Below are 19,581 nucleotides of genomic sequence, written 5' to 3'. Positions count from 1 at the left end.
TTATTTTGTGATGTTAGAAAACACATATTTCAATTCTGCAGCAATTTGAAGGCTACGCTCATTATACTTTTCCAATTGCTGTGGAGTGTCATCAAAGGCTTTAGGGTCGTCATAAGTAATTGGAAGGCGTTTTTCAGCACCACCAATAAAAGGACAACCTTGATCTGCACTAGAGCAGGTCATTATGGCCGCAAATTCTGAAGTCGGATTAAATTCATCATCAAACGTTTTTGAAAATCCAATAACAGGATGTGCATTTTTTGCATATTTAATACTGTAAACCGGATTGCTCCCATTAGAAAGTGTTTCGATCTGAAACCCTGTATTTTCAAGTGTTTTAGCAACAACAGGAAATAATGCTGTAGCTTCTGTCCCTCCTGAGTAACAAAACACATTTTTTATTTCAAAATAAGATGCCATGGCCTGCGCCCAGACTTGAGACAAATGGCTACGACGCGAATTATGAGTACAAATAAAATTCAAATTAACAGCTTTGTTTTCAGTAGTCTTAAGTTGAATGTACGCGATGAGTGGTTGTAAAATCGCTTTACGGTCTTCTGAAATAGCATCACTTTGTAATTGATCTATTTGGTTACTAATTGGTTGGTACAGCATGATATTTTAAAATTTTAATGTTTAGCAGCATCCAGAACCTGGAGCACAAGATGGACCTTCATTTTGTAAATCTGAAAACTTAAGTTTTGGCTTCTTTTCAGGAATACCACATTTGTCTTTAGCTAAACAATCGGTCAACTTTGAAGTCAATAAAAAATTGGTGCCGTCAAAATCTAATCCATATTTCCCTATAGTATCTCCTTGGTATTCGACTTCAATTTCTAAGTCTTCAATATGTAGCACTTTTTCAGAAAGTTCTATAATATTTAATAGTTTTTCAGGATGTAATCTGTGGTCGTAGTCGTCTGCTTCCCAAAGTTGAAAGTTCGCCACATTTTCAGTTCTTACAGTGCCACCACAATCAATAAAATTTTTCGATATTTTACCAACTTCCGTCACATGAAAGTGATTTGGTACTAAAGTGCCGTTTGGTAATTGAAACGCTATAGTGTCTAATACTTTTAATTTTGATTTAATTTCTGATAGTTTCATAAGTAAATGTTTTAATGTTATTTAACAACAGTTATTAGAGTCTTCAAGATCTTGGTCTAGAAAGGCTGTTAAGGTTGTTTTCATGGTAGTCCAATTCTCTTTATCGATACAATAGCAAATGCTAGTGCCTGTAATGTTTCCTTTTATAAGTCCTATTTTTTTTAATTCTTTTAGATGCTGAGAAATGGTAGGTTGTGCTAAACCAATTTCATCCACTAAATCTCCACAAATACAAGAATCTATTTTAAATAAATGTTGAAGAATAGCCACTCTCGCTGGATGACCAAAAACTTTTGCAATGCTAGAAATTTGGTTTTGCTCTAAAGTAAAAATCTCTGTTTTAGTTAAACCCATAATCTAAGTATATTATTATATTGCAATATTACGATTAAAGGTTTACAATTCAAATTATTTAATGAATTATTTTTTAGTGGTCATTGGTATTTAATTGATTTTAAGGATTCCTTAACATATACAACTTTTGTTAAGTCGTAATTTTACATTTAATAATTAACAACACTTAACACTATAAAAAATGAAGAAATTAGTACTTTTTACATTTGCCTTAACTTTAATGTTTTCGGTAAATGCACAAATTGAAACACCACAGCCAAGTCCTGCAGCAAAAATTGAGCAAGTTGTTGGTTTAACTGATGTTTCTATTGATTATTCTCGTCCAGCTATGCGCGGAAGAACAATTTTTGGCGAACTAGTGCCTTACGGAAAAGTATGGAGAACAGGAGCAAATGCAAGAACTAAGATTACATTTAGTAATGATGTTACTATTGGGGGTAAAGAAGTAAAAGCAGGAACTTATGCTATTTTTACAATACCACAAGCTAAAACTTGGGATGTTGTTTTTTACACAGAACATGCTGCAGGTGGTACGCCAGCCGAATTTGATGAATCTAAAGTAGCAGCTCGTGTAACGACACCAGTTTATCCTATTGAAATGGACATTCAATCGTTTACAATTTCTATTGATGATATAACTAGTAGTTCTGCAGTTATTGGTATCATGTGGGAGAAAACTTATGTTGGTGTAGAGTTTAAAGTACCGACTGATAAAGCAGTATCTGCTGCAATTGATAAAGTAATGGCAGGACCTTCTGCAAACGATTATTACGCTGCGGCAGTATATAATTTAGAAGAAGGTAAAGATATCACAAAAGCAAAAGAGTGGATTGATAAGTCTATGTCAATGACAAAACAACCAACGTTCTGGCAATTACGTAAGCAATCTTTAATCTATGCTAAGGTAGGAGATAAGAAGGAAGCTATTGCAATTGCAAAAAAATCATTAGCTGCTTCTAAAGAGGCAAAAAATGCTGACTATGTTAAAATGAATGAAGATTCTTTAAAAGAATGGGGAGCTAAGTAGTTTATAGCTGCTTGCTTTTGGCTTTTAGCCTTTAGTTCTTTATAAATTAAAAAACGCAACTTTTTTGTTACTCATAGTAAACAAAAGTGTTGCGTTTTTAGTTTTGTTAAATTGCTATTAGCTATAGTCTAAACCAATCAATGTTCTAATTTCATCTAAAGTGCTAATCAATAGCTTACTTTTTTCAAAAGTCATCAGATCACTTTCATTTTTACCATCTCTAATGAGTTGATTAAAATGCTCAATCTCATAGCTATATCCAATCGTTTTAATATCGAATTCTTTTAATTCAGAATTTCCTAAATGATCAATTAATGTTACAGAAGATGGTTCGTGAAAACGTCCATTAATTTTTATAGTTCCTTTTTCGCAATGAAAAATGGCTTCTGTATTGGTTTCTTGCAAAAGTGTACTTTTTAATACGGCTTTCGCATTTTCATAATGAAAGACAATGTTACATTCTGAGTCTGCTCCAGAATCGAAAAACTGAGCTTTCGCTTCAACCTTATTTGGTTTTGCTAATGTTGAAAGCGCAGCAAAAACGGGGTAAATTCCTATATCTAATAAACTTCCTCCTCCAACGGATTTATCAAAAACTCTTGAGGTTTCATTATAGGTTGGATGAAAACCAAAATCAGCTTCAAGCTTTGTAATAGTACCGAAGTGCTTTTTTTGAAGTAGGTCTAAAACATATTGATAATGTGGAAGAAAAATAGTCCATAGCGCTTCCATTAAAAGCGTATTTTTCTCTTTTGAAAGCTGAATCATTTCCTCAACTTCTTCCAAATTCATGGCAAACGGCTTTTCACACAACACCGCTTTATTGTGGTTGAGACATAAAATAGTATGTGCTTTATGAAAACTATGAGGTGTCGCAATGTAAATGGCATCAATATTAGAATCTAAGACCAAGTCTTCGTAGCTCCCGTAAGCTATCGTTGCTTGATATTCTTGACCGAAGAGTTTAGCTTTTTCTAAGTTTCGAGATGCAATAGCATAGAGTTTGGAATTTGAAACCGTATTTAAATCGGTAGCAAATTTAGATGCTATTTTTCCTGCTCCAATAATTCCCCAATTAATGATTTTAGATTTCAACTTGCGATTTTTTAGGCAATAGCATTTGTAAAATGTTTGCAATTGTTATTACGACGACACAACCAAATAAATTAAGCCATAAATACGGCATCCAATCAAACCACCAGCCAATGACAACAATGGCTTGTGTTAGTAAGGCGCCAATAAACACAGCGTTTCCTTTAATGTATTTAAAGAAGAAAGCGAGTAAGAATATACCAAGTACATTTCCATAAAAAATAGAACCGATAATATTTACGAGTTGAATTAAATTTTCAGCAAGATCTGCAAAACAAGCAATAATTATGGCCACAATTCCCCAACCAAACGTAAACCATTTGGTCATTTTTACCATGTGTTCTTCACCCTTATCTTCTTTTTGGTTTCTTCCATATAAATCAATAGAAGTAATCGTTGCGAGTGCATTAATTTCTGATGCTGTTGATGACATCGCTGCAGATAGAATAACAGCCAATAATAAGCCAATTAAACCTGTCGGTAGATTATTTAAAATAAACCGAATGAACATATAATCTCTGTCATTGGTTTGTGTGTCTTTAGCTGCATCTTTATAGAGTGAGGTCAGTGCTGCTGATTTTGTGAGATACGCTTCACTTTCTGGTTTAGATTTTAAGGCCTCAACTTCATTTTTAAGCGTATTATATGCCGACGTATAATCTACGTCAACAGCTTTCTTAATTAAAAATTTAGATTCAGAACGGTAGGTTTTTTCAATACTATCGAGTTGAAATAATTCTGTTTTTAAACGATCATCAGTGCTTTTAGATAGTGCTAAACTCACTTTTTGTTTTTTAGAAAATAATACCGATTGTTTATCTTGAAGCGTTCTGTATTCATCTCCATATTCCGAAGCTAAAACAGTCTGTTCGGATTTATCTATAAAATTTAAAGGTGAGGGATTAAATTGATAAAAAACAAATACCATGACACCAACAAGTAGAATGAAGAATTGCATTGGTACTTTAAGCATACCATTAAACAATAAACCCATTTGCATTTCTTTCATGGATTTACCCGAGAGATAACGTTGCACTTGGCTTTGGTCTGTACCAAAGTAGGAGAGCATTAAGAATGTTCCACCAATAAGACCTGTCCAAACCGTATATCTATTTTCTAAATCGAATGAAAAATCTAAAACTTTCATTTTACCAGTGGCGCCAGCAATATCAATGGCATCTATAAAAGAAACTTCTTCAGGAATTAAATTAATGATAATACATAATGCAGCTATCATTCCTCCAAAAATGACGAACATTTGCTGTTTTTGCGTTACCGTTACGGCTTTTGTACCACCAGAAACGGTGTAGATAATCACTAAAAGACCAATTATAATGTTGAGTGTCACAATATTCCAACCTAATACCACGGAAAGAATAATGGCTGGAGCAAAAATCGTAATTCCGGCTGCTAATCCACGTTGAATTAAAAAGAGGATGGCTGTTAAGCTTCTGGTTTTAAGGTCGAATCGATTTTCTAAAAATTCGTAGGCCGTGTAAACTTTAAGCCGATGGTAAAGCGGAATAAATACCAAACAAATAATAACCATGGCAATAGGAAGTCCGAAATAAAACTGGACAAATCCCATACCATCAGAAAATGCCTGACCTGTTGTAGAAAGGAATGTAATGGCGCTAGCTTGTGTGGCCATTACGGATAGACCAATCGTCCACCATTTAGACGTATTACCTCCTTTTATGTAATCTTGTGCGTTTTTCCGACCTCGGGTTTTCCAGGTTCCATACCCAACAATAGTAGTTAAGGTTGCTATTAAAACCGTCCAATCAATCCAATCTAAAGTTTGCTGCATTATATCTTTTTATGCGAATGAAGCTGTGATAAAGTAAAATAAGACAATATAGAGAGCATTAGCTATTAAAACAGCAGTGTACATTTTGCTCCATTTTTGTTTTGCTTCTGGTTGGTTCTTGTTGCTCATTTATGGGTTGTTAGTTAGTTAGTTATTAGGTCTTTTAGTTTTTTAGTGTATTGGATTCTTGTTTACCTGCAGATAGCAGATTTGCAAAGAGTCTGTATGCACCTGGAACTCCTGCCGGAAATTCCCTAAAGAAACTGAGACCTGTGTAAATATAGTTGCCTTTTCCATATTTTGCAACTAGCAAGGCGCCTTCTTTCGAATTTTCACCCTTGTCGTTAGACGCAAGTAATGGTGTAAATTCTGTGGACCATTTATCAGGAAAATACAAGCCGCGTTCTTGTACCCAACCTTCAAAATCTTGAATTCCAATTTTATTAGGAAAATTTAGAATCGGATGATTAGGTTCTAATATTCTTACCAAGGCATTCTCGTCTGTAACACGATCTCTAGATAATTGTAAATCGTAAGGAGCTAAATTATCAACTTTTATACCTCTACTCGTGTTGTACTGAATGATTAAATTTCCACCATCTTTTACGTAATCCAATAAAAAGCGTTGTTTAAATTGTAAATCTTCAACGATGTTATAAGCTCTAATTCCCATAACTATAGCATCAAAGTCATCAAGGTTTTCTGGGGTAATTTGTTCGGGTTTAATAATGGTGACGTCGTATCCAATTTGCCTTAAACTTTCAGGGACTACATCTCCAGCACCTTCAATATAACCAATACTATTACCTTGTATTTTAATATCTAATCGTACCACTTTGCTTTCGCTTGGCATTAAAACGGTTTGAAAAGGAATGTGCGCATAATCAATTTCAATAATCTCATCGGTGTAAAATTTACCATCAATATTAACCATTGGTGTAATTGAGCCTTCGCTTTGATTTTTTGGTGGAATAACCGTGAACATCACTTTTTGAATATCTCCTTTATTACCAATCTCAATTTTTTGTTTCTGAGGAAAGACTTGCCAACCATCGGGATAAGCCATTTGAACAAAACCGGTAATAGCATCTTTACCCGCTTTTACAGTAACTTCAATGTCTTTCTGACCATCGTTTTCGAAAATATAGACCTTATGACTTAGGCTTGCAGACACAATAGGAATGATTTCGAAAGGACGATACAATTCCCCTTTATCTGGTTTGGAATAGCGATACACTACAGGTTTGGTTATTGTAATCGGTGTGCCTTCGATCAATAAATTAAAATCAACAAAAACAGCTCTTGGAGTTTCCGGTAAGCCAATTAAGTTTTGATTTTTTACGTTATACATGCCTAATGTGCTTTTGTTATTTAACCAATAAGGCGTGGTATATTTACTTTTATTTGGAATGCTAATATGGTCTTCAAAATTTAATTTTTGATTGGAAGCTAATGGCATGTTTTTAGATATCCCAGTAGGTAATGTTGAAAGATTATAGGACGCCAAATTAATATTGGCGGTGCTTCTGTTTAAAACTTCCATGTTTAACTTCACATCAGAACTTGGCGCGGCACTTGGTGTATTTGCTGAAACTTCTAAATACAAACCAGCACAAGCTTCAATAATTGTTTTTAGTTCTTTGGTTTTAACGGTTCTCCAATGTTTATCTTTTATAGTTTGAAGCAATTTATAAGCCTCTAAAAGTTGTGGTAAATGTGCCGATGGATTTCTAAAATTGAAATTAGTTTCAACTGATTTTAGGATGTTTCCTATTGCTTTTCCACCTGAAACACGATTCCATGAGGTATCAATACCTTCGAAAATATTATCGCTATTGTTTAAGGATTCTCCTTTTAAAAATTCGATGTATTCATTTTGAGATCCACGTTCTGATAACCGACCAAAACCTTGAGACAAATGCTGACTGCTAGCTAAGGCGGCAATCTCGTTGTTAGACTTTCCTTTAGATGTATAATATTTACCAACATCGAAGGTGAGCATATTGCTCTTGTCTAATTTATCAAATTCTTTTTGACTTCCATAGCGCCACCAAGACGTGTTGTAAAATAAACGTTTTGGCTGCCATGTTTCAGTAAGTTCTAATTGAGACGAATATTTTGAAGCATCATTTACAATATCAAAAGCTTCCATACTTAACATTGCAGAAGCTGTGTGATGACCATGTGTTTCTCCAGCTCTTCTGTGGTCGAAACGGTTAATGATAACGTCTGGTTTAAATGTTCTTATTGCCCAAACGACATCTGCGAGAACGTCGTCTTTATTCCAGATTTCTAAAGTTTCGTCCGGATGTTTAGAATAACCAAAATCATTAGCTCTTGTAAAGCGTTGTTCTCCACCATCAGTACGTCTTGCGGCTAATAATTCTTGTGTTCTAATCACTCCTAAAAGTTCTCTGATTTCTGGACCAATTAGGTTTTGACCACCATCTCCACGTGTTAAGGATAAATAGGCCGTACGTGCTTTTACTTCATTAGACATATATGAAATTAAGCGTGTATTTTCATCATCTGGATGGGCTGCAATATAAAGTACAGAGCCCAAAAAATTGAGTTTTTGAACGGCTTCGTAAATTTCTGATGAAGTATGGTTTTTGGGTTGTTGTGCTTGTAATGAAACGATAGTGCTTATAAAAAGCAATAGACAGAGTCTAAGTTGGTACATGAGGTTCTTAGTTAGTTGCGTTTCAAATATAGGAAAGTTACTAGGCTATGAACTTTGTTTTAGATTTTTTTAACGTTGGTGTTTTTACTTAATGATGACTTTAATAGCTCTAATTGCTAATATAATTAAACAATAGGAATTTATTTTTAGTTCGTATAATGTTGTAATAAGTCTGTGCTAAAGTTACTTAGTAGGAAGAATTGACTTATTGGCACTTTGTGATTTTAGAGAGTGTAACTTGATGTTGTTTTAGGAGCTCTCATTTTTTTATCAATTGTTCTTGTCCTTTTTATTATTTAGATCACTACAACCACTTCTTACGTTTAAAATAAAATAGCATTAAAATAAACATCACAAACATGACACCCAAAAGAATAAAATAGCCATTATGATAGTTTAGTTCTGGTATGTATTCAAAGTTCATTCCATAGATACCAGCAAGAAAGGTTAATGGAATAAAGATAGACGACATTATAGTAAGTACCTTCATCACTTCATTCATACGGTTGCTAATGGTTGACATGTACATGTCCATTAAACTCCAAATCATTTCGCGATATATATCTATGTTTTCAGATACTTGAATTAGGTGATCATAAATATCTCGGTAATAGGTGATTGTGCGTTTGTAGATTAATGGATGTTCACCCTTTTCAATCCGATTTATGATTTCACGTAGTGGGAAAATAGCGCGGCGAACTTTTAATATTTCGCGCTTAAGTTGTTGGACTTCAATATTAATATTGTCTTTTGCATGTCCTTCAAACAAATCGTTTTCTAAATCTTCAATCTTATTACCTAGAGTTTCAATAATGCTGAAATAATGATCTACAACAGCATCAATTAAGGCGTACAATAAATAATCAGATTTTAAACCTCTAATACGTCCATTACCAAGTCGAATTCGTTCTCTAACCGTATCAAACACGTCACCTTCAGATTCCTGAAAAGACAACACGTAGTTTTTACCTAATACTAAACTCACTTGTTCTATAACGACGTTTTCATCCGTATCGTAGTATAACATTTTGAGAACGATAAACAGGTAATCATCGTATTCGTCTATTTTAGGACGTTGCGTGGTATTTACAATATCTTCTAAAACAAGTGGATGTAACTCATATTGTTTGCCTATACTTTCAATTTCACTTAGCGAATTTAGTCCATCAATATTTATCCAAGTAACGGAATCCGTTTCCTTATAAGACTTTGCATCTTCTATATTGGTTAAAACATTTTCTTTTAGCGTTTCTTTCGTGTAATCGAAAGATTCTATATGAAGTTGTTTTTCCGTTTTCTTCCCTGTATATACCAATGTACCAGGGGCTTTTCCTATGTGTTTCTTGTAATTATGTGTACGTTTTTTTACCGTTTTCTTCTTCATAGGTTATAAAATACTAGTATCGTCTAAAGCGTCCTTTTGCAATAAAGTTACTGCTTTTTGAAGAATAAGATTATTAGGGTAGGTCACTAAATTTCCATTTTCGTCTCTAAGATGAATTTGAAACGCTCTAATATCTTCGATAATACCTATTATAGAATCGTCTTTATCGTGAATTTTTATTTTATCACCGACTTTATATGGAAAGGAAAAAAACATAATAATACCAGAAGTAATATTACTTAAAATAGACCAAATTGCAAAAAGGGCAATACCTATAACTGCAAAAACAGAAGAAAAAACAAGTGTGACATCTCGTGCTTCTGCACCAAGAATAAAAGTTTCAATAAGTATAGCAATAGACACTAATAGAACTGTAACATAGCGACCTATTAATGCAGCTCTAGCTTCTGTTGTGCCACTTTTTTTACCTATTTTTTTTACCGTTAGTACAATAATCTTTCTAATTATAAATATTATAATTAATAATGCAATTGTGGAAACTATTTGGTCTTGATAGTTATAAAAGAGTGAACTCATGTAGGGCTTATTTTGCTAAACAAATATAATTCAGAATCGGTGAAGTTTATTGCAATTTTAAAGTTTCTCTAAGATTGACATCTGACTTACTTTTTTTGTTCCAATAGTCCGATTTAATGGTTTCTAATTTCGAAGCTTTTGAAGTTAAAGTCTCAGCAGAAGAACCCATACCACTTGTAATGGTTTCTTCCCAGCCTAAAATATCGAACGGAAAATTAGGATTGAAATTTATTTTTAAAGTCCGTTGTAATTCATGATAAGTTAAAGTATAACTATTGTTTTCTAAAGTGGCATTAGCTTTTTGTGCTTTTAAAGCATCGTGATTAAGCCTTGCGGATTCTAAAGAAGGAATAAGTTCTATTTCACCCACAGGAAGACTTTTAGGATCTATTCTTAATTTTGCCCATAATTCATTTTCTGTCCAAGCTTTGTCTATTTTAAAGTTTTCGTCCGCCTCACCTTGAAAATAAGAATGCGATGTTACCTCAAACACATCGCGATTATTTAACTGGGTATAAACATGTCCGCACCATTCTTGCACAGATGTCGAAATTTTTAATGCATGTTGATTGTTCGCTACAGGATAAAACGTACTCTGCATTATAGAGTACGGATAAATTCCCGTATTAAAATTCTTGGTTGCATTTAATTTTAAAACCGGAATGTTGTTTTCTCTATAACTATCTGCTTTAACTTGGGCGTCTGGTAAAAAGTCTTCGGTTACAAATACTAAAACAGCTGTGCCTTCTCTTAGTTCACCGTAACGCGCTTGTTCAAGTTTATAAGATGTGATTTCTGCTTCACCATTGTACCAATAATTTTTAAAATCATCGGACAATTTTGCTTTTGGATTTACAACTTCAGATTCAGATTCTGAAACGGTATTAATTTCTGGAGTAGTAGCAGTCGTGTTTTCTTTACAAGATGTGAAGATTGAAATTAGTCCAATTATTACAACTAGTAGCTTGGGTTTTATAATTCTTATCATAATTATTACGTGTTTTTAGATGGCATGACGTATGAAAATGCGCTGCCGAATATCCAATAATAAAGATAAGATTCTAATTATGGTCTACAATGGTATTTAACGTTTCATAAACTAAATGTGTAGGTAAGCCCACCACGTTATTATACGATCCTTCAATAGATGTAATGGCAATGGCACCAATCCATTCTTGTATGCCATAAGCACCTGCTTTATCTAACGGTTTGTAGGTATTAACGTAGTATTTAATTTCCTCGTCAGTTAAGGCTTTAAACGTTACTTTGGTAATGGTGTTAACAATACGTAGTTCCGTTTTTTGAGTGAAACAGATCGACGTAACCACTTCATGTGATGTATTGCTTAAAGATTTTATCATCTTAAATGCATCCTCTTCATCCTTTGGTTTTCCAATGGCTTTATTGTCTAACCAAACAATAGTGTCACTTGTAATTAAGATATCGTTATTTTGAAGATTATCTAAAAAAGGTTCCGCTTTCAGTTTTGCTAAAAAATCGGTGATGTCTTCACGTTTTAAATTTTGGGGATAAATCTCTTCAACTGGTTTTAACTGAATTTCGAAATCGAGATTCATTTCCTTTAAAAATGTATGACGACGAGGTGAAGCTGAAGCCAGAATAATATTGAAATCTTTAAGTTTGTCGTTTAGCATTTTAGTTTAGAATAATAAATTTATAAAGTAATAAGGACAACATTCCTGTAAGCATCACTAATTTTAAAATGAAGCTAATGTGTTTGTATTGTGCTTTGCTTTCTGCACTAAATAATTTTATGCTTACGTAAATTAATGGAGCTATAACAAAAATTAAAAAGTATCCAACAACAAGTTGCTGTTTAAATAAATAGGTAATTACATAATATACAATAGAAACGATTGGAATTAATGACAGCATAAATACTATTTTAGTACTGCGCTCTCGTCCTAAAAGAATAGGTAATGTTTGTATCCCAGCTTTATGATCTCCATCGATATCTTCAATATCTTTTACTAGTTCTCTAACAAAATTAATCATTAAAGCAAAAAAGGCATAATCTCTAATGATGTATAAAAAAGTTGTCTGAATGGCTTTATTGTTTTCCGTCATGGCCGGAATTAATTCAAAAACACCAACTAATAAAATACTCAAACAAACCATAATTGAAACCACTACATTGCCAACAATAGCAATTTGCTTTAAAAATGAAGCGTACATATAGAGTAGTGCGGAAGTGACAAAAAAGATGGCAAAAAACTCAGGTTTACCAATGCCATTAGATAAGTAAAACCCTAAACCAACTCCTATAATATTAAGTATAATAAATATTGTGGTGGCATTTTTTTCTGTGATATGTTTATTAATGATGAGTTGGTCTGGTTTATTGATTCTGTCGGTTTCAATATCATAAACGTCATTTATAACATAACCAGCCGCTGCGATACAAACGGTTGCTAAAACTAAAAGAAAAAAGTTGAAGTCGCTTAAGGTAATAAGCACACCGTGACTTTCTTGAAAAGGTAATAAAAGTGCATATTTTACTAAATATTGCATTAAAGCAATCATTAGTAAGTTTTTCCAACGGATTAAATTAAGAAAGTGAATCATTTAAAGGTTAATGAGATAATATTTTAGTAATTATATAATACATAACAGATGCAATGATAATAAAAACAACGGTACTAATAATCACTGTTTTTTTTAAAAGATTACGTTCTTGCTTTCTGATTTTGTCTTTGATTTTTTGCTTGTCTTCTTTGGTTAAATTTTTATGCAAAAAAGCCATTTTATAGTGCAAATGGGCTTCATGGTCTAATTTTTCCTTGTATTTAGAAAAAGGCTTAGATGACCTTTGGTTAAATGTTGTTTGACTATTACCAAAACCTATATATCCGAATCCTGTACTATGTCTTCTTCCGCTTGACATGTTTTTAAAAAAAAATTATAAGATTTTTATTTCCAACAACCAACAACTATCTAATCATACTTAGCATCAAAATTACCATTCCATTTGCCTTGTACTTTCAGTACTTGTTCAATCACATCTCTTACCGCTCCTTTTCCTCCATTTTTATGAGAAATGTATTTTGAAACGGCCTTAATCTCTGGTACAGCATCTTGCGGACAACATGGTAAACCCACTAATTTCATTACAGGATAATCAGGGATGTCATCTCCCATATACAACACCTGAGATTTTGAAATAGTATGCTGTTCTAGGTAACTATTGAGTTGTTCTATTTTATTGTGTGAACCTAAAAAAATGTCTTTAATACCTAATCCTGCTAATCGCTTACGAACACCTTCGTTAGAGCCACCAGAAATAATACAGAGGTTAAAACCGGCATCAATCGCTGTTTTTAACGCAAATCCGTCTTTAATATTCATAGTTCTTAGCATTTCACCATCTGTTGTCACGGTGATAGTACCATCGGTTAAAACACCATCAACATCAAAAATAAAGGTGGTTATGTTTGCTAAATACTCTTTGTAACTTTTATCGTCGCTCATAGTTAATTTTGTTTTTTCTGGCTTTTGATTCTTGTAGATCGTATACCATGCGTCTTTTTTATAGAAGTGGTAAGCATTTTGTAAATCGCTTCATGCTCTTCTTTTTCAATTAGCTTTAACTGTCTTTTTATAGTTCTTTTATCATTCCGTTTTGCGGGACCTGTTTGTGCCATAAAAGGAGACATGTGTTGAATTTTCTTTGCCGTTTCTTCAATTAAAGGATGCAATATTTCAAATTCTATATTTTTTGTTTCACAAATTTCGTGACCAATTCTATAGAGTTGATTCGTGAAATTATTAACAAAAACAGCTGCTAGATGAAGTGTTTGACGCTGCTCGGTTGTGATTTTTTGAGGTTTGCAACCTGCAGCTTTGGCTAAATCTATTAATAGTTGAAGGTTTTCTTTTTCATAAACTTCAACACAAATTGGTACTTCGCTAAAATCTATTTCTGCCTCTTTAGAAAATGTTTGCAACGGATAGAAAACCCCGATTTTGTTTTTCTTATCTATATCGTGCATGGCAACGCTTCCAGAGGTGTGCACTACAAAACGGTTTGTAAACGGTAGATCTATAGATAGTTGTTCAATACTATCATCGCTAACCGCCATAATGTAAATGTCTGCTTCTTTTAATTCATCTAACGAATCCGTTATGTCAACAATATTGGCATAAGACGAAATGGAAGCTCGCGTGCGATTGTACCATTGCGTAATAGTTATTGTTTCTGAATTTGAAAAGGCTTTATATAAGTGTGTGGCTACATTGCCAGCACCAAGTAATACTACTGATATCATGGTGTAAAAATACTAAGATTTCTTATTTTAGAATCACAAGAATGGGATTAAAAGGATAACTTTGGGTAATTCTAAAAATTGATATGTAAAAAGGAAGCTATTTTGGTTATATATTACAGACACATCAATTAAATATGTCCCGTTCGGGATAAAAGATGGGTGGATTTTAGTTTACAATAATAAACCAGTGTGCCTTTAGGTATACCATATAATTTAGAGCAATGCCAAACACGTGTACGCAAATTCATATCCAAGCCGTTTTTGCGGTTCAAAATCGGCAAAGTTTAATTAGAGATAGTTGGAAAGCCGAATTATACAAGTACATCACAGGAATATTTAAAAACAACAACCCCAAGGTTTTGCAAATTAACGGAGTGGCTGCCCATATTCATGTTTTATTTGGCATGCGACCAACACAGTCATTATCTGAATTAATGAAGCAAGTAAAACACGACTCTTCAAAATGGATAAATAATAAAAGTTTTCTTAATGGCAGATTTTCGTGGCAATCAAGATATCGTGCGTTTTCTTATTCTAAATCTGAAGGTCCAAGAATAATTAATTATATCAAAAATCAAGTAGAGCATCACAAAAAGGTTGAGTTTAAAGAAGCATATTTAATGTTGTTAAAGGATTTTGATATGGAATTTAATGAACGTTATATTTTAAAATCTGTATTGTAAAATTTTAATTTAAAAGATATTTTGTACCTAAAGGCACAATAAATTAACGGTAATTTTTTTACCAATATAATGTCCCTAAAGGGACGAAAAATGTACTATTAATTAATTGTAGAAATGGCTCTTTTGAGGACCACATTTGGCAAAAGAAGGTAAGGTAATTACCAATGTTCATATAATGGACAACATTTTAATAGCAACGAATTATCACAAACCCAAATTGTTCCAATCGAGACAGTATAATTTGTAACACGATGAATAAAACAGATATAAAAAACAGAGAAGACATATTCTTATTAGTTTCCAAATTTTACGAGAAGGTTAGAAAGGATGAAAAATTAGGCCCATTTTTCAATGAAACCATTAAAGATTGGGAGCAACATTTAGAGCATTTAACTACCTTTTGGGAATCGAGTTTATTTTTAAAAACCAAATATTACGGTAATCCATTAGAAGCACATACAAAAGTAGATGCGGCATTTAATAATAGCATCACCGAATTACATTTTGGCCTTTGGTTAAATCTTTGGTTTCAAACTATAGATGAATTATTTGAAGGAGATTATGCAGAGAATGCCAAACGTCGTGCGCGTAAAATGGGCACTTTTATGTATATGAATATTTTTGCAGCAAGAAATAGCTAATCATTTATTAGCATATTATAAATTTGTGGTTTTAAAAATCTAAAATTAAAACACACATGAAACTTCTCAAAGAATTCAAAGAATTTGCCGTCAAAGGAAACATGATGGACATGGCAATTGGTATCATAATTGGTGCATCATTTAATAAGGTTATAGATGTACTTGTAAAATTTGTATTAATGCCACCATTATCTTTGCTAACAGATGATGTAAACTTTGATAATAAAAAACTTATACTAAGAGAAGCCCTTACTGACGCTTCGGGTGCAATTATTACTAGTGAGGTCGCTATAGGTTATGGTGCGCTTATCACCGTGTTAATAGATTTTTTAGTTATAGGATTTACCGTGTTTTTAGTCGTTAAGGGCATGAATAGATTGCGAACTAGAGCACATGATTCTAAAGATAAAACGGTTACGACACCAAAAGACATTCAATTGCTTTCTGATTTAAAAGAATTGATGGAAGAACAAAACAAAATGCTTAAATCAAACCTAGAAAATTAAGCCGTTTTTGTGTGTGTAATTTTAACATGTTTTAGTACTAAATCTGAATCATCAAATAATTAAAAAGTCATATCTTTGCGCAGCCTAAAAAGCCTATAGCTATGCAAAAGAAAATCGCTAATTTCCTATTCTCTACAAAACTCACCGCTTTCTTATTTATAGCCTTTGCCGTCGCCATGGCAATTGGTACTATTTTGGACAGAAATATGGATACCTCTCCAACTCCATATACAAGAACTTTAATATATAATGCGTGGTGGTTTGAAGCGATTATGGTATTTTTTGTGATCAACTTTTTAGGTAACATTTTTAGATTCAGACTTTACAAAAAAGAGAAGTGGGCAACATTAACCTTACATTTATCTTTCATTCTTATTCTTTTCGGAGCGTTTATAACACGATATGTTGGTTTTGAAGGTATGATGCCAATACGAGAAGGAGCTACTGAAAGCGAATTTTTCTCACAGAAAACATATATCGGTGGACGAATTATTGGTAATTATAAAGTTAATGGTCAACTACAACAACGCAGAATAGAGGAAGAGGTCGATTTTTCTCCACGATTAGATAATGAATTTGAACAATCGTTTGATTATGGTGATGCTGAAGTTACCGTAAAACTTGAAGAATTTATAGAAGGTGCAGAAGAGGATATTATACCTAACGAAACTGGAAAACGCTATTTAAAAGTTGTAGAAGCGGGAGATACCGGAGCACATAACCACTTTTTAGAAGATGGAACGGTAGCTAATCTTCACAATGTTTTAGTATCCTTAAATAAGTTTCAAGAAGGTGCTATTAATATTATGGAAACAGAAAATGGGCTTTCCATTAACTCTCCTTATGAAGGGGAATACATGACTATGGCAACGCGCGCTACAGGCAAGTTAATTAAAGATAGTTTACAACCCTTAATCTTAAGGTCTAGATATATTATTGGGAACATGCAGATTGTAATGCCAAAACCTATTGTAAAAGGTGATTTTGGAGTTGTAAAAAAACCAGAGCTTTTAAAAACTGCTGCAGATCCAGATGGGCTTATCTTTAGTGTAACAGCAAATGGTGATACAAAAAAAGTAGGTATTATTGGTGGTCCAGGTAATTATACAGCCATGAAAGAATTTAAAGTTGGAGGCTTAGAAATGGCCTTACAATATGGTCCTAAAGTATTAAAATTACCTTTCGAAATTAAACTAAACGATTTTATAGCCGAAAAATACCCTGGTACAGAAAAGGCTTATTCATCTTACGAAAGTAAAATTACGGTTTTAGATAAAGAATCTGGTGATTTTGATTATCGTGTGTATATGAATCATGTTTTAGATCATAAAGGCTATCGCTTTTTTCAAGCAAGTTTTCACCCAGATGAAAAAGGAACTGTTCTTTCTGTAAATCACGATCTATGGGGAACATACATTACCTATGCAGGTTATATGTTCTTATATTTTGGTATGATGGCTATTCTATTCGCTAAAAACACGCGCTTTGATGATATTAGAAGTAAACTAGCCAAGTTGAAAACGAAGAAAGCCAAAATGATGACAATGATTTTGTTGTTATTTAGTTTTTCAGGTTTTGCACAAGTTCATACAGAAGACGATGGTCATGCGCACCAAAAGAAAACTGGAAAAGAACAAATCGATTCTATTCTAAGAGTTCATATTACTCCGAAGGAGCATGCAAAGAAATTTTCAGAAATGGTCATTCAAGATTATAGTGGTCGTATGATGCCAATGCATACGTATGCTTCTGAAATGCTTCGTAAATTAAGTAAAAGTGATGTCTATGAAGACTTTGATGCCGATCAAGTTTTTCTATCCATTCAAGAAAGTCCGATGCTTTGGTACAATGTGCCAATCATTTATTTAAAACCGAGAAAAGCAGATTCTATTAGAGGGATAATTGGCTTAGATTATTCTGAGGATTATGCTAGCTTACTCGACTTTTTTACAGAAGATGGAAGGAATAAATTAGGTCCATATATAGAAGAGTCGTTTAAGGCGCAAGTACCAAATGGATTTCAGAAAGAAATTAAAGAAACCTATGGTCGCTTAAGCCTTTTGTCTGACGCTATTGAAGGTCGTAATATTAAAATTTTTCCAATACCAGGAGATGATAATAACCGATGGATATCTTCAAAAGATTTTAGGGACGAAGGATTAAGAGATAAAATAGAAGATACGCTTTATGGTAATTTTATAAATAATGGTTTTGTTGCGTATTTGGTGACTTTAAATAATGCGAAGCAAACCGGAGATTATTCTAAAGCCGAAGAACTATTAACAGGTATCAAAAAAACACAACAGAAATTTGGTAGTGAGGTAATGCTATCTGACGATAAAATTAAGGCAGAAATCCTTTACAACGATTACGATATTTTCAAACGACTATTCAGTTGGTATATGTATGCTGGTACATTGTTGTTTGTATTAATTATTGTTCAGATTTTTAAATATAAAAACAAATGGATTCAGACGGCTATTAATGTCCTATTAGGAGTTATCGCATTGTTATTTGTGATGCATACTTTAGGCTTAATTTGGAGATGGTATTTGTCTGGGCATGCACCATGGAGTGATGCTTACGAGTCCATGATTTATGTGGCTTGGTCAACTATGCTTTTTGGTTTCATTGTTGGTGTAACTAAGAAAAAAGATAATTCAGCTAAAAAGACATCATTTTTAGGAAAAATAACGACGTCTAGTATAACAGTTGCTGCAGGTGCTTTTGTAACATCAATGATTTTAATGATTGCACATTGGAATTGGATGGATCCAGCCATTGCAAATCTTCAACCTGTATTACAAGGGTACTGGTTAATGATACACGTATCGGTAATCGTTGCGAGTTATGGACCGTTTACTTTAGGTATGATTTTGGGTGTGGTTTCATTGTTATTAATGATTTTTACCAACAAGGATAATAAAGAGCGAATGCTCATCAATATTAAAGAATTAGCCATTGTAAACGAAATGGCGTTAACGGTTGGTTTAGTGTTGTTAACAATAGGAAACTTCCTTGGTGGTATGTGGGCCAACGAAAGTTGGGGACGCTATTGGGGTTGGGATCCTAAAGAAACTTGGGCACTTATTAGTATTATGATTTATGCCTTTGTAATCCACATGAGATTAGTGCCAGGTTTGCGAGGAAAATGGATTTATAACTTAATGTCAATCATCGCTTTTGGTAGTATACTTATGACGTATTTTGGAGTGAATTTTTACTTAGCAGGATTGCATTCTTACGCAAGTGGAGATCAGATATTAAGCTTCCAGTTTATCGCTATAACTTTGGGCATCATTGCTGTATTAGGAATCGTATCTTACATACAGTATAAGAAGCATTATAAGTAATACGTATAGACTTTAGAATACTTTTTTAAAAATTGGTTGATAGATATTAATATTTGTCAACCTATTTTTTGTTTAGAGTTATCCGGTTAGTTGAATTCCTTTTTATTAAATTTACGTC

The 19,581-nt window shown here is 33.2% G+C and carries 19 protein-coding genes; 5 read left to right on the top strand and 14 right to left on the bottom strand.

The genetic code is table 11. The annotated features are described in order from the left end of the window. The 3 genes from ADIWIN_RS07185 to ADIWIN_RS07175 are packed head-to-tail and all read right to left on the bottom strand — an operon-like array spanning window position 1 to window position 1,461. On the bottom strand, window positions 1-615 hold the full coding sequence (locus ADIWIN_RS07185; RefSeq protein ID WP_020894374.1) for an arsenate-mycothiol transferase ArsC: 615 nt from the start codon (window positions 613-615) through the stop codon (window positions 1-3). Between the two features lie 21 nt (window positions 616-636). Further along, on the bottom strand, window positions 637-1,107 hold the full coding sequence (locus ADIWIN_RS07180) for a DUF6428 family protein (RefSeq protein ID WP_020894373.1): 471 nt from the start codon (window positions 1,105-1,107) through the stop codon (window positions 637-639). Between the two features lie 21 nt (window positions 1,108-1,128). Continuing rightward, window positions 1,129-1,461: an ArsR/SmtB family transcription factor gene (locus ADIWIN_RS07175; RefSeq protein ID WP_020894372.1), complete on the bottom strand. Its 333-nt coding sequence runs from the start codon at window positions 1,459-1,461 to the stop codon at window positions 1,129-1,131. A gap of 181 nt (window positions 1,462-1,642) precedes the next feature. Here ADIWIN_RS07175 and ADIWIN_RS07170 point away from each other — a divergent pair, with 181 nt between their 5' ends. Then, complete coding sequence (locus tag ADIWIN_RS07170) at window positions 1,643-2,488, top strand: DUF2911 domain-containing protein (protein WP_020894371.1); 846 nt, start codon at window positions 1,643-1,645, stop codon at window positions 2,486-2,488. 117 nt (window positions 2,489-2,605) lie between these two features. On the opposite strand, the gene ADIWIN_RS07165 is transcribed toward ADIWIN_RS07170, so the two are convergent. From ADIWIN_RS07165 to ADIWIN_RS07115, 11 genes are all read right to left on the bottom strand, one after another. Then, window positions 2,606-3,583 carry a Gfo/Idh/MocA family protein gene (locus tag ADIWIN_RS07165; protein ID WP_020894370.1) on the bottom strand — a complete coding sequence of 326 codons (978 nt, stop codon included), beginning with the start codon at window positions 3,581-3,583 and terminating at the stop codon, window positions 2,606-2,608. Next, on the bottom strand, window positions 3,573-5,390 hold the full coding sequence (locus ADIWIN_RS07160) for a sodium:solute symporter family protein (RefSeq protein ID WP_020894369.1): 1,818 nt from the start codon (window positions 5,388-5,390) through the stop codon (window positions 3,573-3,575). The genes ADIWIN_RS07165 and ADIWIN_RS07160 overlap by 11 nt, the downstream gene beginning before the upstream one ends. Before the next feature lie 163 nt (window positions 5,391-5,553). Next, window positions 5,554-8,073, bottom strand: a complete 2,520-nt coding sequence (locus tag ADIWIN_RS07155; protein WP_040756693.1) for a PIG-L family deacetylase — start codon at window positions 8,071-8,073, stop codon at window positions 5,554-5,556. 304 nt (window positions 8,074-8,377) lie between these two features. Further along, window positions 8,378-9,457, bottom strand: coding sequence for a magnesium/cobalt transporter CorA (corA, locus tag ADIWIN_RS07150; protein WP_020894367.1), 1,080 nt, complete (start codon window positions 9,455-9,457; stop codon window positions 8,378-8,380). A 3-nt stretch (window positions 9,458-9,460) separates the two neighbouring features. Next, on the bottom strand, window positions 9,461-9,994 hold the full coding sequence (locus tag ADIWIN_RS07145; protein ID WP_020894366.1) for a mechanosensitive ion channel domain-containing protein: 534 nt from the start codon (window positions 9,992-9,994) through the stop codon (window positions 9,461-9,463). Between the two features lie 46 nt (window positions 9,995-10,040). Then, entirely contained in the window at window positions 10,041-10,982 is a 942-nt protein-coding gene (locus tag ADIWIN_RS07140; RefSeq protein ID WP_020894365.1) for a hypothetical protein, read from the bottom strand. Between the two features lie 73 nt (window positions 10,983-11,055). Then, a complete protein-coding gene (locus ADIWIN_RS07135) occupies window positions 11,056-11,649 on the bottom strand; it encodes a Maf-like protein (protein WP_020894364.1) in 594 nt (197 codons plus the stop codon). A 1-nt stretch (window position 11,650) separates the two neighbouring features. After that, the gene (locus tag ADIWIN_RS07130; RefSeq protein ID WP_081669541.1) at window positions 11,651-12,580 is read right to left on the bottom strand and encodes a geranylgeranylglycerol-phosphate geranylgeranyltransferase; all 930 of its coding nucleotides are present in this window, start codon (window positions 12,578-12,580) and stop codon (window positions 11,651-11,653) included. A 7-nt stretch (window positions 12,581-12,587) separates the two neighbouring features. Further along, a complete protein-coding gene (locus tag ADIWIN_RS07125) occupies window positions 12,588-12,899 on the bottom strand; it encodes a hypothetical protein (RefSeq protein WP_040756692.1) in 312 nt (103 codons plus the stop codon). 50 nt (window positions 12,900-12,949) lie between these two features. Continuing rightward, a complete protein-coding gene (locus tag ADIWIN_RS07120; RefSeq protein WP_020894361.1) occupies window positions 12,950-13,483 on the bottom strand; it encodes a KdsC family phosphatase in 534 nt (177 codons plus the stop codon). A 2-nt stretch (window positions 13,484-13,485) separates the two neighbouring features. Continuing rightward, complete coding sequence (locus ADIWIN_RS07115; RefSeq protein ID WP_020894360.1) at window positions 13,486-14,280, bottom strand: Rossmann-like and DUF2520 domain-containing protein; 795 nt, start codon at window positions 14,278-14,280, stop codon at window positions 13,486-13,488. Window positions 14,281-14,501: 221 nt separating this feature from the next. Between ADIWIN_RS07115 and ADIWIN_RS07110 the strand changes: the two genes are divergently transcribed. From ADIWIN_RS07110 to ADIWIN_RS07095, 4 genes are all read left to right on the top strand, one after another. Then, complete coding sequence (locus tag ADIWIN_RS07110; protein ID WP_020894359.1) at window positions 14,502-14,963, top strand: transposase; 462 nt, start codon at window positions 14,502-14,504, stop codon at window positions 14,961-14,963. Window positions 14,964-15,214: 251 nt separating this feature from the next. Then, window positions 15,215-15,604: a group III truncated hemoglobin gene (locus ADIWIN_RS07105; protein ID WP_020894358.1), complete on the top strand. Its 390-nt coding sequence runs from the start codon at window positions 15,215-15,217 to the stop codon at window positions 15,602-15,604. Between the two features lie 56 nt (window positions 15,605-15,660). Continuing rightward, complete coding sequence (gene mscL, locus ADIWIN_RS07100) at window positions 15,661-16,110, top strand: large conductance mechanosensitive channel protein MscL (protein ID WP_020894357.1); 450 nt, start codon at window positions 15,661-15,663, stop codon at window positions 16,108-16,110. A gap of 101 nt (window positions 16,111-16,211) precedes the next feature. After that, window positions 16,212-19,463 (top strand): cytochrome c biogenesis protein CcsA, encoded by a 3,252-nt coding sequence (locus ADIWIN_RS07095; protein ID WP_020894356.1) that lies wholly within the window; start codon window positions 16,212-16,214, stop codon window positions 19,461-19,463. Window positions 19,464-19,581 lie beyond the last annotated feature (118 nt).

This window comes from Winogradskyella psychrotolerans RS-3 (assembly GCF_000427335.1).
Lineage (GTDB): Bacteria > Bacteroidota > Bacteroidia > Flavobacteriales > Flavobacteriaceae > Winogradskyella > Winogradskyella psychrotolerans.
The sequence above is the reverse complement of the archived record's forward strand: the minus strand, read 5'-3'. Positions and strand labels throughout refer to the sequence as shown.